General features: G+C 69.6%; 10 protein-coding genes. 8 read left to right on the top strand and 2 right to left on the bottom strand.

Translation table 11 applies throughout. The features are described from left to right. Positions 1-4 precede the first annotated feature (4 nt). The 8 genes from AC1PME_RS11200 (at position 5) to AC1PME_RS11165 (ending at position 13,187) form a co-directional block, all read left to right on the top strand. Positions 5-931 (top strand): phosphoglycerate mutase, encoded by a 927-nt coding sequence (locus AC1PME_RS11200; RefSeq protein WP_481095910.1) that lies wholly within the window; start codon positions 5-7, stop codon positions 929-931. Next, on the top strand, positions 928-2,661 hold the full coding sequence (gene recJ, locus AC1PME_RS11195; RefSeq protein ID WP_481095909.1) for a single-stranded-DNA-specific exonuclease RecJ: 1,734 nt from the start codon (positions 928-930) through the stop codon (positions 2,659-2,661). Before AC1PME_RS11200 ends, recJ begins: the two co-directional genes overlap by 4 nt. Before the next feature lie 358 nt (positions 2,662-3,019). Further along, a complete protein-coding gene (locus AC1PME_RS11190) occupies positions 3,020-5,974 on the top strand; it encodes a VIT domain-containing protein (protein ID WP_481095908.1) in 2,955 nt (984 codons plus the stop codon). A 50-nt stretch (positions 5,975-6,024) separates the two neighbouring features. Continuing rightward, on the top strand, positions 6,025-6,921 hold the full coding sequence (locus tag AC1PME_RS11185) for a LytTR family DNA-binding domain-containing protein (RefSeq protein WP_307550666.1): 897 nt from the start codon (positions 6,025-6,027) through the stop codon (positions 6,919-6,921). A gap of 61 nt (positions 6,922-6,982) precedes the next feature. Next, positions 6,983-8,108 (top strand): peptide chain release factor 2 gene (gene prfB, locus AC1PME_RS11180; RefSeq protein ID WP_100224025.1). Its coding sequence is split into 2 segments (ribosomal slippage): positions 6,983-7,057 and positions 7,059-8,108, totalling 1,125 coding nucleotides; the frame shifts between segments, so codons are not numbered across the junction. A 95-nt stretch (positions 8,109-8,203) separates the two neighbouring features. Then, positions 8,204-9,721 (top strand): lysine--tRNA ligase, encoded by a 1,518-nt coding sequence (gene lysS, locus AC1PME_RS11175; protein ID WP_481095907.1) that lies wholly within the window; start codon positions 8,204-8,206, stop codon positions 9,719-9,721. Positions 9,722-9,868: 147 nt separating this feature from the next. Further along, on the top strand, positions 9,869-11,005 hold the full coding sequence (gene rpfG / locus AC1PME_RS11170) for a cyclic di-GMP phosphodiesterase response regulator RpfG (protein ID WP_043086876.1): 1,137 nt from the start codon (positions 9,869-9,871) through the stop codon (positions 11,003-11,005). A 1-nt stretch (position 11,006) separates the two neighbouring features. Next, a complete protein-coding gene (locus AC1PME_RS11165) occupies positions 11,007-13,187 on the top strand; it encodes an ATP-binding protein (RefSeq protein ID WP_481095906.1) in 2,181 nt (726 codons plus the stop codon). 55 nt (positions 13,188-13,242) lie between these two features. On the opposite strand, the gene AC1PME_RS11160 is transcribed toward AC1PME_RS11165, so the two are convergent. Together AC1PME_RS11160 and rpfB are read right to left on the bottom strand one after the other, a co-directional pair. Further along, complete coding sequence (locus AC1PME_RS11160; RefSeq protein WP_307550659.1) at positions 13,243-14,112, bottom strand: crotonase/enoyl-CoA hydratase family protein; 870 nt, start codon at positions 14,110-14,112, stop codon at positions 13,243-13,245. Between the two features lie 149 nt (positions 14,113-14,261). Beyond that, positions 14,262-15,947: a fatty acyl-CoA ligase RpfB gene (rpfB, locus tag AC1PME_RS11155; protein ID WP_481095905.1), complete on the bottom strand. Its 1,686-nt coding sequence runs from the start codon at positions 15,945-15,947 to the stop codon at positions 14,262-14,264. Positions 15,948-16,504: the final 557 nt, after the last annotated feature.

Raw genomic sequence — 16,504 nt, 5'->3', positions numbered from 1 at the left:
TCCGATGGCCGTCGCCACCTTGCTGTTGCCGGAGCGGGTGCGCCTGGCCGGCGCCGTGCTGGCCGGCGAGGTGGCGCGCGCGTTCGGTCGTGCCGACCGCGTGCAGGCCGCACCGGGCGGGGAGGCGCAGTTGCGGCGGCACTTCGTGCTGGCCGACGACAGCCTGCCGGCCGCGGCGCTGACCCGGCAACTGGACGCCAGCGATGCCGGCGACGGCCTGTGGCTGCGTGCCGATCCGGCCTACGTGGTGCCGGACATGCAGGGCGCGCGGCTGATGGCGCATGGCGACATGCTGCCGCTGGACGCGGTGGACCTGGACGCGCTGCTGCCGGCGGTGCAGGGCCTGTTCGCCGAGAGCGGGCTGCCGCTGGACGCGCCCGATCCCACCCGCTGGTACCTGCGGCTGCCGGCCGACAGCGTGCTGCCGGCGTTCGCCGCGCCCGCGCAGGTGCTCGGTGCGGATCTGTTCGATCACCTGCCGCAGGGCGAGGACGCGCGCCGCTGGCGCGCCCTGCTGACCGAGGCGCAGGTGCTGCTGCATCAGCACCCCTGGAACCGCGAGCGCGTCGCCCGCGGCCAGCCGGCGATCAACTCGCTGTGGTTCTGGGGCGGCGGCCGCCTGCCGGCCACGGTCGGCACCGCGCACGCGCAGGTGCGCAGCCGCGACCCGCTGTTGCGCGCACTGGCCCAGGCCGCCGGCATCGGCGTCGCCGAGGCGCAGGCGCCGCGGGTCGATGCGCTGGTCGACCTGCGCCAGCTGCGCGCGCCCGAGCAGTTCGTCGGCGAGGTGGTGCAGCCGCTGCTGCAGGCGCTGCGCGAGGGCGAACTGCAGCAACTGCAGCTGGATTTCGAGGACGGCACCTGTTTCCGCATCGCCCCCGCGCAACGCTGGCGCCTGTGGCGGCGGCCGCTGTCGCGCCTGGACGCATGAGTTCGGTCACGCGCATCGTGCGGCGGCCCGTGGCGGCCGCGGCCGGCCCGTGGCACGCGGCCACGTTGCCGCTGTTGCGGCGCATCTACGCCGCGCGCGGCGCGCACGACAGCGACCTGGCGCAGCCCAGGCTGGCGCAGTTGTTGCCGCCGGATGCGCTGAGCGGCATCGATGCGGCGGTGGCGTTGCTGGCCGAGGCGATCGCCGCCGGCAAGCGCATCCTGGTGGTCGGCGATTTCGATTGCGACGGCGCCACCGCCTGCGCGGTGGCGGTGCGCGGGCTGCGCCTGCTCGGCGCCGCGCAGGTGCTGCACGCGGTGCCCAATCGCATGGTCCACGGCTACGGGCTGTCGCCGGCGCTGGTGGCGGAACTGGCGCCATTGCGGCCGGACCTGCTGGTCACGGTGGATCACGGCATCGCCTGCCATGCCGGCGTCGCCGCGGCCAAGGCGCTGGGCTGGCAGGTGCTGGTCACCGACCACCACCTGCCGGGGCCGACCTTGCCGCCGGCCGATGCCATCGTCGATCCGAACCTGGCCGGCGACGCGTTCCCGAGCAAGGTGCTGGCCGGCGTCGGCGTGATCTTCTACGTGCTGCTGGCGCTGCGCCGGCACCTGCGCGCGCAAGGTGCGTTCGCCGCCGCGCCGCCGGACCTGGGCGTGCTGCTGGACCTGGTCGCGGTCGGTACCGTCGCCGACCTGGTGCCGTTGGACCCGAACAATCGCGCGCTGGTGTCGGCCGGCCTGCGCCGGCTGCAGCGCGGCGAGGGGTGTGTTGGCCTGCGGGCGCTGATCGAGGCCAGCGGCCGCGACCCGGCGCGGCTCAGCGCCAGCGACATCGGCTTCGCCCTGGCGCCGCGGCTCAACGCCGCTGGCCGCCTCGAGGACATGGCCCTGGGCATCGAACTGTTGTTGTGCGAGGACCCGCAGCAGGCGCGCGCGATCGCCGCGATGTTGGAAGAGATCAACGCCGAGCGCCGCGCCGTGCAGCAGCAGATGACCGACGAGGCCGAGGCGGTGGTGGCGCAGGCGCTGCTGGCCGCGCCCGAGCAACCGCCGGTGGCGGTGTGCCTGTTCGATGCGCAGTGGCATCCCGGCGTGATCGGCCTGGTCGCCTCGAAGATGAAGGACCGCCTGCACCGGCCGGTGATCGCCTTCGCCCCGGCCGAGCCGGGCAGCACCCAGTTGCGCGGCTCGGCGCGTTCGATCCCGGGCTTCCACATCCGCGATGCGATGGCGGCGGTGGAAGCGCAGCGGCCAGGGCTGATGGAGAAGTTCGGCGGCCACGCCATGGCCGCCGGCCTGAGCCTGCGCCAGGACGCGTTGGCCGAGTTCGAACAGGTGTTCCGCGCGCATGCGCTGGCCAGCCTGGACGCGGAACTGCTGCAGGCTGAACTGCTCAGCGACGGCATGCTGGACCCGCACGAACTCGACCACCGCCACGCCGAGGCGCTGCGCCAGGGCGGGCCGTGGGGGCACGGCTTTCCCGAACCGCTGTTCGACGGCGAATTCGAGGTGCTGCAGTGGCGCGTGCTGAAGGAGCGCCACCTCAAGTTGAGCCTGCGCTGCCCGGGCCGCGCCGCGCCCTTGAACGCGATCCACTTCAACGGCTGGCACGGCCGCGAACCGGGCCGGCGCGTGCACGTCGCCTACCGCCTGGTCGCCGACGACTACCGCGGCGGCGACGCCGTGCAACTGGTGGTGGAGCACTGCCAGCCGCTGGGTGATTGAGTCCCCGGCGGTCTGCCGGCGCAGGCGGCGCCGTACCCTCACCCCAACCCCTCTCCCGGTTGAAGAGGGGCGATGCGGCTTGCTTCTCCTGCCTGGAGAAAGTGGCTCGCAGGGCCGGATGAGGGGCGGGTAGCACAGGCAATGATCGGGTGCGCCGCGCGTGCCGGCCCCTCATCCCAACCCCTCTTCCGATGGGAAAGGGTCGACGCGGCTCCCTTCTCCCCTCGGGAGACGGTGTCCCGCAGGGGCGGACGAGGGGAGGGCGCGGCCTCGGTCGCCTCACGTCCGGCAGCACGCCCCCAACCCCGTTGCGCCATGGCGGACGTTCTAGCCATACCGTCCCATCAAGGAGCGATCCATGCCGTTCATCGTGCGCAGAGGCCTGTGCGGGTTGTTGCTTTCGTTGTCGGCGTTCGCCGTGGCAGCCGCCGGCGCGCGCTCCGCCGTACCGCAGCAGCAGTTGGTCGCCCCATTGCTGCGCACCGACGCCGGCGAGCGCCCGGTCGAGCTGCGCGCGGCGACGGTGCGTGCGCATGCCGCCGCCGGCCTGGCCGAGACCACGGTGGAGTTGGAGTTCTTCAATCCCAATGCGCGGGTGCTGGAAGGGCAACTGGCGTTCCCGCTGCGCGCGGGGCAGCAACTCAGCGGTTTCGCCCTGGACATCGACGGGCAGATGCGCGACGCGGTGCCGGTGCCCAAAGAGCGCGGGCGCCAGGTGTTCGAGGCGGTCGAGCGGCGCGGCGTGGATCCGGGCCTGCTCGAGCAGACCGCTGGCAACCAGTTCCGGCTGCGCGTCTATCCGCTGCCGGCGCATGGCAGCCGCCATGTGCGCCTGGTCTATCGCGAATCGCTGCCGCGCACCGCGACCGGCTGGCAATGGCGGTTGCCGCTGGCGTATGCGGCCAGCGCGAGGTCGCTGCAGGTAGCGCTGAGCACGCAGGCCGCGCCCATCGAGCACGCGCTGGCGGCGCCCGGCATGCGCCTGCTGCCGACAGCCGACGGCGGTTATGCGGTGGCCTGGTCCGGGACCCCGGCGCAGTTGCCGCCGGAATTGACGCTGTCGCTGCGCGCGAGCGCGGCGCCGCGCGTGGCGACCGGCGTCCACGAGGGCCAGCGCTATTTCCAGGCGCTGGTGCCGATCGCCGACCTGCATGGCCCGCGGCCGCTGCCGCAACGCATCGGCCTGCTGTGGGATGCGTCCGGTTCGGCGCGGCAGCGCGATATCCCCGCCGAACTGGCCTTGCTGCAGCGCTATTTCGCCGCGGTCGGCACGGCCCAGGTCGAGTTGATCGTGCTGCGCGACCGCGCCGAGGCGCCGCGCCAGTTCCAGGTGCGCAATGGCGACTGGGGCGCCTTGAAGGCGGCCTTGCAGGCCGAGCAGCCGGATGGCGCCAGTGCGCTGGGCGCCTGGCAACCGGCGGCGCAGGTGCAGGAGTACCTGCTGTTCAGCGATGGCCTGGGCAACTACGGTGCGCAGACCATGCCGACGCTGGCACCGGGACAGCGCCTGTATGCGATCGACTCGGCCGGCGCGCACGCCGATGCCGCGCGCCTGGCGGCGATCGCCGAAGCGCGTGGCGGACGCGCGATCGCGCTGCAAGGCCTGCAGGGGGTGCAGGTCGCCAGCGAGCGCCTGTTGCAGCGCGGCGGCGAACTGGTCGCGATGGCGGGCAGCCAGGTCGCCGATCTGGTGGCCGAGTCGCGCTACGCCGACGATGGCTACCTGCGCATCGCCGGGCGCCTGCTGGGGCCCGACGCGGCGCTGCAGCTGGAGATCGCCACGGCGGCCAGCACCCGCCGCCTGCGCCTGCCGCTGCGTGCGGCCGCTGAGGTGCCCGGCGATCTGGTCCCTGGCGCATGGGCGCGGGCCATGCTGCGCAGTCTGTCCGCCGACCCGCTGGGCTCAGCTGCGCGCCGCCAGGCATTGGCCACGCGCTTCGGCCTGGTCAGCGCCGACACCTCGCTGCTGGTGCTGGAGAACGTCGACGACTACGTCCGCTACGCCATCCCGGCGCCGCCGGCGCTGCGTGCGGCGGTGGCGCGCGCGCAGGCGCAACGCCAACAGACCAATGACGACACGCGCAAGCAACGCATCGACCGGGTCGCCGAGGCGTTCGCGCAGCGCGTCGCCTGGTGGCAGCGCCGCTTTCCCAAGGACGCGCCGCCGCAGATGGTCGCCCAGGAACGGCAGCGCCGCGCCGAGACGGCCGGACAGGACGGTGCCCCCATGGCAGCGGTGTCCGCATCGATTGCGATGGCGCCGCCCTCGCCACCGGCGCCTGCCGCCATGGAGGCGCCGGCACCGGCACCGGCACGGATGCTGGCCGCGCCGGCGAGCCTGGACGCGATCGCCGTTGCCGGCGACGCGGGCGCATCCGCGGCCGGCGGCAGTGCAGGCCCCGTCACGATCTCCCTGGCCTTGCAGCCCTGGCAGCCGGATTCGGCGTATGCGCGGCGCCTGCGCGCAGCCGCGGCGGAGGCGGTGTATCCGCTGTACCTGAGCGAACGCGCCGCGCACGCCGACAGCGTGGCGTTCTATCTGGACGTGGCCGACGTCCTGTTCGCGCGCGGGCAGCGCGAGTTGGCCCTGCGGGTGCTGTCCAACCTGGCCGAGCTGCAGTTGGAGAACCGTCACGTGCTGCGTGTGCTCGGCTACCGGCTGCTGCAGGCCGGCCGCGCCGATCTGGCGGTGCCGGTGTTCGAGCAGGTAGTGCGGCTGGGCGAGGAGGAGCCGCAGAGCTTCCGCGACCTGGGCCTGGCCCAGGCCGCGCGCGGCGACGCGCAGGCGGCGATCGCGCAGCTGTACCAGGTGGTGGTGCGCGACTGGGACCCGCGCTTCGACGGGGTGAGCATGATCGCGCTCAACGAGCTGAACGCGATCGTGGCGCGTGCGCCGCAGCCGCTGGATACCGGCTTCGTCGATCCGCGGCTGCTGCGCAATCTGCCGCTGGACCTGCGCGTGGTGCTGAACTGGGACAGCGACAACAGCGACATGGACCTGTGGGTGACCGATCCCAATGGCGAGCGCTGCTACTACGGCAACCGCGCGACTTACCAGGGGGGCCAACTGTCGCCGGATTTCACCGGCGGCTACGGGCCGGAGGAGTTCTCGCTGCGTAGGGCCAAGCCCGGCAAGTATCGGGTCGAAGCGAACTTCTTCGGCGACCGCCAGCCGCTGGTCACCGGCGCCACCACCTTGCACCTGCAACTGAGCACGGGCTGGGGCACGGCCGCGCAGCGCGACCAGCAGGTGACGTTGCGCCTGATCGAGCGCAAGGAGACGGTGCTGGTCGGCGAGTTCGAGGTGCGCTGAGCCGGCCGTGGCGCGTCGGCGTGGCCATGCCGGCGCGCTACACTTCGCTGATGTCCGATCCATCCGGCGCCAGCGCCTATTCCCGTTTCCAGCCCTGGCGCCGCAGTTTCGAGATCGGCTTCTGGGTCGTGTTGACCCTGATCAACGCCACCGCCAACAGCGTCACGGTGCTGATCGATATTCGCAAGACCGGGCTGCACTTCGCCGCGTGGGAACCGGTGGTGTGGGAGTGGTCGAGCAATCTGATGTTCCTGCTGATCGTGCCGTTGGTGGTGGTGCTGACCCGGCGCTACCCGCTGCACTGGGACACCTGGCGACGCCGGCTGCCGGGCTATCTGCTGGGCAGCGTGGCGCTGTCGGTGCTGCACGTGCTGGGGATGGTCGCCCTGCGCAGCCTGGTCTACCGCCTGCAGGGTCAGCACTACGACTTCGGCCCGTGGCCGCAGGGCCTGGCCTACGAATACCTCAAGGACGTGCGCAGCCTGGCCTCGATCGCGCTGTGCGTGGAGATGTACCGGTTCCTGCTGCGGCGCTGGCAGGGCGAGGCGGCGCTGCTCGGCGCGCCCGACGCCGGCCCGCCGGTGGGGTCGCTGGAACGGCCCGAGCGCTTCCTGGTGCGCAAGCTGGGCCGCGATTTCCTGGTCGCCGCGGCCGACATCGAATGGCTGCAGGCCGCCGGCAACTACGTCAACCTGCGCGTGCGCGGCCACGACTATCCGCTGCGCAGCACCATGGCCGCGATCGAGGCGCGGCTGGATCCGGCACGGTTCGTGCGCATCCACCGCAGCTACATCGTCAACCTGGCCAGCGTGGTCTCGATCGAGCCGCTGGAGGCGGGCGAGGCGCGGGTGCACCTGCGCGACGGCAGCCAGGTCCCGTGCAGTCGCCGCTACCGTGCCGCGCTGCGCGTGGCGGCCGGGGAGGGCGAGGCCGCCGCGGTCCAGTAGCGCTGTGGCGCGGCGGCCGGAATTGCTAGAATCGCGCTCTTGTCTGCCGGAAAACGCCGCAATGATCGAACTCAATCCGATTCGCCACCGCATCGCCGATCTGTCCGATCGGGTGCTGTCGCTACGGGGGTTTCTTTGACTACGACGCCAAGAAGGAGCGTCTAGAGGAAGTCACCCGGGAGCTGGAGAGCCCCGACGTCTGGAACGACCCCGAGCGCGCCCAGGGCCTTGGCCGCGAACGCGCCAGCCTGGAGAAGACCGTCGGCGGCATCGCCAGCGTGCTCGATGGCCTGAACGAATCACTGGAATTCCTGGAACTGGCCGAGAGCGAGAACGACGAGGCCACCGCGCAGGCGGTGCTGGCCGACGTCGACCGCTTCCAGGCGCAGGTGGAGAAGCTGGAATTCCAGCGCATGTTCTCCGGGCAGATGGACGCCAGCAACGCCTTCGTCGACATCCAGGCCGGCGCCGGCGGCACCGAGGCCCAGGACTGGGCCGAGATCCTGCTGCGCATGTACCTGCGCTGGTGCGAGTCGCGCGGCTGGAAGACCGAGCTGATGGAAGTCTCCGGCGGCGAAGTGGCCGGGATCAAGTCCGCCACGCTGCGCGTGGAAGGCGACTTCGCCTACGGCTGGCTGAAGACCGAGACCGGCGTGCACCGGCTGGTGCGCAAGTCGCCGTTCGACTCGGACAACCGCCGCCACACCAGCTTCACCTCGGTGTTCGTGTCGCCGGAAGTGGACGACAACATCGACATCGACATCAACCCGGCCGACCTGAAGACCGACGTGTACCGGTCCTCCGGCGCCGGCGGCCAGCACGTCAACAAGACCGAGTCGGCGGTGCGCATCACCCACGTGCCCACCGGCATCGTGGTGGCCTGCCAGACCGGGCGCAGCCAGCACCAGAACCGCGACAACGCGATGAAGATGCTGGCCGCCAAGCTGTACGAGCTGGAGATCCAGAAGCGCAACGCCGAGCGCGATGCGGTGGAGGCGACCAAGTCCGACATCGGCTGGGGCAGCCAGATCCGCAACTACGTGCTCGACCAGAGCCGGATCAAGGACCTGCGCACCGGCGTGGAACGCTCGGACACCCAGAAGGTGCTCGACGGCGACCTGGACGAGTTCGTCGAGGCCAGCCTCAAGTCCGGCCTGGAAGCCGGCGCGAAACGCAGCGACGCCTGAACCGGCGGCCTCCGTCCTGGCGACGGAGGCCGTGCCGCGGCACACGGCCTCGCCGGCTGGTGCATTCTTTCCCTTCCTCACGCATCCCCGATCCCATGACCGAGCAGACCCCCGCGCCGTCCCTTCCCGTCGACGAGAACAGCCTCATCGCCGAACGGCGCGCCAAACTCGCCGCGCTGCGCGCGCAGGGCGTGGCCTATCCGAACGATTTCCGCCGCAGCGACTTCGCCGGCGATCTGCAGGCCGAGTTCGCCGACGCCGAGCGCTGGACCGCCGAGGCGCTGGAGGGGCAGGGCCGCAGCCTGCGCCTGGCCGGGCGCCTGCTGGCCAAGCGGGTGATGGGCAAGGCCAGCTTCGTGCAGCTGCAGGACGAGTCCGGGCGCATCCAGCTGTTCCTGCAGGCCAACGCCCTGGGCGAGGCCTACGACGCCTTCAAGGGCTGGGACATCGGCGACATCATCGGCGTGGAGGGCGGGCTGACCCGCACCAAGACCGGCGAGCTGTCGATCAAGGCCACCGGGCTGCGGCTGCTGACCAAGGCGCTGCGCCCGTTGCCGGACAAGTGGCACGGCCTGTCGGACGTGGAGCAGCGCTACCGCCAGCGCTACGTGGACCTGATCGTGTCGCCGGAGGCGCGCGAGGTGTTCGTCAAGCGCTCCAAGATCATCCGCGCCATGCGCGCCTGGCTGGACGCGCGCCGCTTCCTGGAAGTGGAGACGCCGATGATGCACTACATCCCCGGCGGCGCCACGGCCAAGCCGTTCACCACCCACCACAACGCGCTGGACCTGGACCTGTACCTGCGGGTGGCCCCGGAGCTGTACCTGAAGCGGCTGGTGGTCGGCGGCCTGGAACGGGTCTACGAAATCAACCGCAATTTCCGCAACGAAGGCGTCAGCACCCGGCACAATCCGGAATTCACCATGATGGAGCTGTACGAGGCCTACGCCACGTACCACGAGGTGATGGACCTGACCGAGAACGTCATCCGCGACGTCGCCCGCGAGGTGCTGGGTACCACCCAGGTGCACTGGGACGGCGCCGACATCGACCTGGCGCCGGCGTTCCGCCGCTGGCGCATGGACGAGGCGGTGCGCCACCACAACCCGGAGATCAGCGTCGCCGACTGCACCGACCGCGAGGCGCTGCTGCGCCACTGCGAGCGGCTGAAGATCCGCACCAAGCCGTCCTACGGCTGGGGCAAGCTGCTGCTGGAGATCTTCGAGGCCACCGTCGAGCACACCCTGATCCAGCCCACCTTCATCACCGACCACCCGGTCGAGGTGTCGCCGCTGGCCCGCTCCAGCGACACCGAGCCGGGCTATACCGATCGCTTCGAGCTGTTCATCAATGGCAAGGAGATCGCCAACGGCTTCTCCGAGCTCAACGACCCGGAAGACCAGGCGGCGCGGTTCCAGGCCCAGGTGGCGGCCAAGGAAGGGGGGGACGACGAGGCCATGCACTTCGACGCCGACTACATCCGGGCACTGGAAGTGGGACTGCCGCCGACCGGTGGCCTGGGCATCGGCATCGACCGACTGGTAATGTTGCTTACCGGCAGCAGCTCGATCCGTGACGTGCTGCTGTTTCCGTACATGCGTCCGGAGGCTTAACCTAGCCGCGGACGAGGTGGCGCGGTTCTTGCACTAGGCGTTGCACGCAAAAGGAAGTGAGGTGGACGGGTCGGCGTGATTGGGCGCAGGCGCGTTCCCGTTGTCGTCTCAGCAGCCCGCGCAGATGCGACGGGCGGAGGATTGCAGATGCATGATGCCAGCATGAGCCTCTCCGGCGCGTCCTCGAACGGGGACCGTCTCCACTGGGCGGACGGAAGCGACAATCGTTTGAACATCGTCATCGTCGACGATCAGACCTCCGCGCGCACGATGCTGCGGCATGTCATCGAGGACATCGCCCCGGAACTGACCGTGCGCGACTTCGGCGACTCGCAGGCCGCGCTGGCCTGGTGCGAGGCGGGCAAGGTCGATCTGCTGTTGCTCGACTACCGCATGCCGGGCATGGACGGGCTGGAGTTCGCGCGGCGCCTGCGCCGGCTGCCCAAGCACCGCGACATTCCCATCATCCTGATCACCGTGGTCGGCGACGAGCCGATCCGCCAGGCGGCCCTGGAAGCGGGGGTGATCGACTTCCTGGTCAAGCCGATCCGCCCGCGCGAGCTGCGCGCGCGCTGCCACAACCTGCTGCAGCTGCGGCTGCAGAGCGAGAACATCAAGCAGCGCGCGATGTCGCTGGAGCAGCGCCTGCTGGCCAGCATGCGCGAGGTCGAGGAACGCGAGCGCGAGACCCTGTCGCGGCTGGCGCGGGCCATCGAGTACCGCGACGTCGGCACCAGCGCCTACCTGGAACGGATGGCGCACGTGGCCGGGCTGATCGCCGAGCAACTGGGCCTGTCCGAGGACGAGGTGCGGGTCATCGAGATGGCGGCGAGCCTGCACGACATGGGCAAGATCGCCATTCCCGACGCGGTGCTGCTCAAGCCGGGCAAGCTCAACGAGGACGAGATGGCGGTGATGCGCATGCACCCGCGCATCGGCTACGAACTGCTCAGCGGCAGCCAGAACCGCTTCATCCAGGTCGGCGCGCTGATCGCCCTGCGCCACCATGAGCGCTACGACGGCAGCGGCTACCCGGACGGCCTGGTCGGCGAGGCGATTCCGCTGGAAGCGCGGATCGTGGCGGTCGCCGACGTGTTCGACGCGCTGATCTCGCCGCGCCCCTACAAGGAAGCCTGGACCATGGATGCGACCCTTGCCTATCTGTACGCCCAGCGCGGCCGCCTGTTCGACCCGCGTTGCGTGGACGCGCTGTTCCGCGGCCGCGAGCAGCTGCAGGTGATCTGCGAGAAATTCTCCACCGCCTCGGCGCGACCAGGAGTCTGACATGATCTCGGCGATCAGGTTGGTGCGGCAACGCTTCGCGGAGCGCAAGGATACCGAGCACGGCCAGGCGTTCGTCCGCATCTGCATGGTCGCGCTGATCCTGGCGTACGAACTGGCGTTCTCGCACGATTGGGACATCGCCCCGCGGCAGCGCGCCTACGTCATCGGCCTGACCCTGATCTCGCAGGCCGTGGCCCTGGCCTTGATGACCTGGATCCTGGTCCGGCCGCAGCGCTCGGACGTGCGCCGGATCATCGGCATGGTCGCCGACTACGGGCTGATGTCGATGGCGATGAGCGCGATCGGCGAACCGATGGCCTGCATCTACGTCGTCATCATGTGGGTCACCATCGGCAATGGCCTGCGCTACGGCAACCGCTATCTCTACTTGGCCGTGGCCATGGCGGTGGCCAGTTTCAGCATCACGCTGATGACCAGCGAGTACTGGATCGCCAATCGCGGCCTGGGCATCGGCCTGCTGGTCGGCCTGGCCGCCATCCCGCTGTACCTGTCCGGGCTTTTGCGGCAATTGACCAGCACCACCGCCGAGGCGCGCCGTGCCAGCGAGGCCAAGAGCCGCTTCCTGGCCAACATGAGCCATGAGTTCCGCACCCCGTTGAACGGCCTGTCGGGCATGACCGAGGTGCTGGCGACCACGCGCCTGGACGCCGAGCAGCGCGAGTGCGTCAACACCATCCAGGCGTCGGCGCGCAGCCTGTTGTCGCTGGTCGAGGAAGTGCTGGACATTTCCGCGATCGAGGCCGGCAAGCTGCGGCTCGACAAGCGCGATTTCTCGCTGCGCGAAACCCTGGAGGGGATCAGCCTGATCCTGCAGCCGCAGGCACGGGCCAAGCACCTCGCCTACCAGGTGGATGTCGCCCCGGACGTGCCGGACTATCTTTCCGGCGATCCGGGTCACCTGCGCCAGGTGCTGCTGAACCTGGCCGGCAACGCCATCAAGTTCACCGAGGCCGGCCGGGTCGATATCCGGGTGCGCCTGCACAAGAACGAGCAGGGGCAGCCGAAGCGCCTGAGTTTCGACATCGTCGATACCGGGATCGGGGTCGCGCCGGACATGCGGCCACGCCTGTTCGAGGCGTTCGAACAGGCCGACGTCGGCCTGGCGCGCCGCTACGAAGGCAGCGGTCTAGGCACGACGATCGCCAAGGGCCTGGTCGAGGCGATGGGGGGCAGCATCGGCTACCAGGAGAATGCGCCGCGCGGCAGCCATTTCTGGTTCGAACTGCCGTTCGTGGCCGCGGCGGTCCCGACGTCGGCGGACTTCGGTGCGCCGGCGGCCAGCGTGCCGGCGGCCGCCGAGGAGGTCGATACCAGCGGCAACGTCATCGCATTCTCCGATCCGTTCCTGCGCCACCGCGCGCGGGTGCGCGGCATGCGCATCCTGGTTGCCGACGACCACGCCGCCAACCGCATGGTGCTGCAGCGCATGCTGCAGAAGGCCGGCCATCGCGTCATCTGCGTCGATGGCGCGGAGGCGGTGCTGGACGCGCTGGCCGAGACCGAATTCGATGCGGTGATCGTCGATCTGCACATGCCGGGCATGAGCGGCCTGGACATGCTGCGGCAGTTGCGGGTGATGCAGGCCGGCGGGCCGCGCACGCCGGTGGTGGTGCTCAGCGCCGACGTCACCCCCGAGTCGATCCAGCGTTGCGAGCAGGCCGGCGCGCGCACCTTCCTGGCCAAGCCGGTGGTGGCCAACCGCCTGCTGGATACGCTCTCCGACATCGCCATGGAAGGGCGCTTGCGGGTCGGCAGCGAGATGGCGGCGCGGCAGGGCGCGGTGTCCAGCGAGGGGGTGCTGGATTCGTCGGTCCTGGACGAACTTGCCGGGCTCGGCATGGGCGACGGGTTCGAACGCGAATTCATCTCGCAATGTCTGAACGATGCCGAAGGCTGCCTCGGCGGCATGCAGATCGCCGGCGAAGCCGAGCACTGGGAACGCCTGCGCGAACATGCGCATGCGATCAAGGGCGTGGCCAGCAATCTCGGCCTGATCCGGCTCGCCAGTCTCGGCGGCGAGTTGATGCAGATGCCGGAATGGCAGGTGCGCAGCGAGTGGCGCCCGCGCCTGATGGCGCTCAACGCCAGCCTCACCGAAGGCCGCGAGGCGCTGGAACTGCGCGCCCGGCAGAGTGCCGTGCACGACGGCGAGCTGCGCTGAGGAACGCCCGGCGCTGGGCCGGGTCATTCCCCCCTTGCCGGCAGCGATACCACGCTCAGGCGGCGACGCCCGCTTGCGCGCGCCGGACCTGGGCGCGTACCAGCCGATCCATCGTCCGCAGCGATTTTTCGCCCAGGGCCAGCGCGGCGTCCACCCAGATTTCCGTCACCGCAAGCAATTCCTCGCGGCGCACCGGCTGCACCACGGTGCGCATCGCGTTCATCCCCAGATGCGCCAGCGGCGCGCGTCGTTGTTGCTGGATCAGATCGCGTACGGCTTCCTTGCCCTGACCCTTGGGCACCAGGACGTCGACGATGCCCATGGCATGCATCTCCTGGCTGCTGAAGACATGGCCACCCAGGATGAGCTTTTCCGCGGCATGCGGCGCGATGCGGCGGCTGAGGAACGAATACGCGCCCATGCCCGGGAACAGGCCGAACATGATTTCCGGCAGGCCCATGCCGACATCCTCTTCGGCCACGATCAGGTGGCACGACAGCGCCATTTCCAGGCCACCGCCGAGCGCATCGCCCTGTAGCAGGGCGATGGTGCTGAAGTTGCCGCCGAGTCCTTCGTGGAAACGGTGTACGCCATCGATGCAGCTTGTCGCATAGGCCATCAGCCCGGCGCGATCGCGGCGGCGGATGCAATGGCCGAACAGTTCCAGATCGCCGCCCAGATTGAATGCGTTGGCATCGGACGCCAGCACCAGGCTGCCCAGCCGCGCCGACGTCAGGTTGCGGGGCTGGCTGATGGAGGCGAGGTAGCTGTGCATCTCGCGCATCAACGTGGGATGGAAACAGGGCCGCTGTTTGGCGGCGTTGCCTGCATGCATGTACAGCCAGTGGCTATCGTCGTCGCCATCCGCATCGATGCGGATGCTGGAATAGGCGCGGGTACGGGGCAGCGTGTCGATCATGCTCATGGCGGGCTCTCGGAAAGACGCCCGCGGAGATGGCGTGGCGCAGCGGGCGAGTGCGTTTCCACCCGGCGGATGCTACACCTGGGTGCCGCGGCCGGAACTCGCCCCGCCAGCGCCTGCACGGGCGCCGCATGGGCGCCCGCTGGAGCTGCTTACTGCGGCGGCGGCGCGTCGCGCAGCTCGCGCCGCAGGATCTTGCCCACGTTGGTCTTGGGCAGCTCCTTGCGGAACTCGACGATGCGCGGGTGCTTGTAGCCGGTCAGGTTGGCGCGGGCGTGCGCCTTGACGTCCTCGGCGGTGAGGTTGGGGTCCTTCTTGACGATGACCACCTTGACCACTTCGCCGGACTTCTCGTCGGGCACGCCGACCGCGGCCACTTCCAGCACGCCGGGCATCATCGCGATGACGTCCTCGACCTCGTTCGGATACACGTTGAAGCCGGACACCAGGATCATGTCCTTCTTGCGGTCGACGATGTAGAAGAAACCCTGCGGATCCATCCGCGCCATGTCGCCGGTGTGCAGCCAGCCGTCGGCGTCGATGGCGCTGGCGGTTTCCTCCGGTCGGCGCCAGTAGCCCTTCATCACCTGCGGTCCGCGGATGCACAGTTCGCCGACCTCGCCGGGCGCCAGGATGCGGCTCTGGTCGTCCTTGACGCAGGCGTCGGTGGAGGGGATGGGCAGGCCGATCGCGCCGTTGTATTCGGTCAGGGTCAGCGGGTTGATGCAGGCCGCCGGCGAGGTTTCGGTAAGGCCGTAGGCCTCGACCAGGGTGACGCCGGTGACCTGCTTCCAGCGCTCGGCCACCGCGCGTTGCACCGCCATGCCGCCGCCGAGGGTGAACTTCAGCGAGGAAAAATCCACCTTGTCGAAGCCGGGCGTGTTGAGCAGGCCGTTGAACAGGGTGTTGACGCCGGTGAAGGCGGTGAAGCGGGTCTTTTGCAGTTCCTTGACGAAGCCCGGCATGTCGCGCGGATTGCTGATCAGGTGGTTGAGCCCGCCCAGCTTCATGAACACCAGGCCGTTCGCGGTCAGCGCGAAGATGTGGTACAGCGGCAGCGCGGTGATGATGACTTCCTTGCCTTCCTCCAGCTTGCCGGTCGCCGCGATCCAGGCGCCGGCCTGCAGCATGTTGGCGACCAGGTTGCGGTGGGTCAGCATGGCGCCCTTGGCCACGCCGGTGGTGCCGCCGGTGTACTGCAGGAAGGCGATGTCGTCCGGCGCGATGTCGATCGGCGGCAGCGTGTGCAGGCGGCCGAGGGTCAGCGCGTCGCGGAAGCGGATCGCATTGGGGATGTCGTAGTCCGGGACCAGCTTCTTGACGTACTTCAGGACGAAGTTGACCAGGGGACCCTTGGGGAAGCCGAGCATGTCGCCCAGGCCGGTGGTGATGACCTGCTTGAGCGGGGTGTCGGCGAGCACTTCCTGTACGGTGGTGCCGAAGTTGTCGATCACCACCAGTGCGCTGGCGCCGGAATCGATCAGTTGGTGGCGCAGTTCGCGCGGGGTGTACAGCGGGTTGACGTTGACCACGGTCATGCCGGCCAGCAGCACGCCGAAGGTGGCGATGGGGTACTGCAGGCAGTTGGGCATCATCAGGGCGACGCGGTCGCCCTTCTTGAGTTGCAGTTCGCCCAGCAGGTAACCGGCGAATTGCCGGGCCAGTTCGCCGGCGTCGCGGTAGGTCAGGGTCTTGCCGAAGTTGCAGTAGGCGGGGCGGTCGCCGAACTTGGCCACGGAGCTTTCGAAGACGGCGGCGACGGAGCGGTATTCATCGACATCGATGTCGGCGCCAACGCCGGCCGGATAACTCTGCAACCACGGACGATCCAGACTCATATTCCCCCTCCAGGAAACGTGTTGATGGGCTCACAACGGACAGTATCCGTCAGAACCGGCAACGGCAGCATACCGTTCCGTAGGGAAAAGGCGAACAGGGACGGGGTGGGGTGGCTGGGAGTCGTTGATTTCCTTGGGGTGGCCGTGGTGCACGTTGAGCGCTTGTAATGCTGCAGCGAGTGCTGGCGCTTTGGAGTCGCCTGCTGGGCAGTGTCAAGCAACGGCTTTCGCCCTTGCGGGCGAGTTACTTCGATCAGCCTTCGGCTGCTGAGAAGCGCTTCTTTGCTCGCGCAAAGAGAAGGTAACCAAAAGAAGCGCTTTACCACAGCCGAAGGCTGGTCAAGCGCGCCCTGCCTCGCGCCCTCCGCGCTGCGCGCTCCGGATCCGCGGCCATCCCGGGGATCCGCAGAAGGGGCATCCTGCCGCTGCCGCGGGCGGCGCACATCCCTGTGCGCCGCCCTTCGGTTTTTCCCCACGATGGCCGCCGCTTCGGAAGGGAAGCTGGTAGAGCAGGAGCAAACGCAACAGCAACAGCAACGGCGGTCGCGGGGCTGATC

The sequence above is a fragment of the Xanthomonas sp. NCPPB 901 genome (genome assembly GCF_056725085.1).
This window is presented reverse-complemented; position numbering and strand designations above follow the sequence as displayed.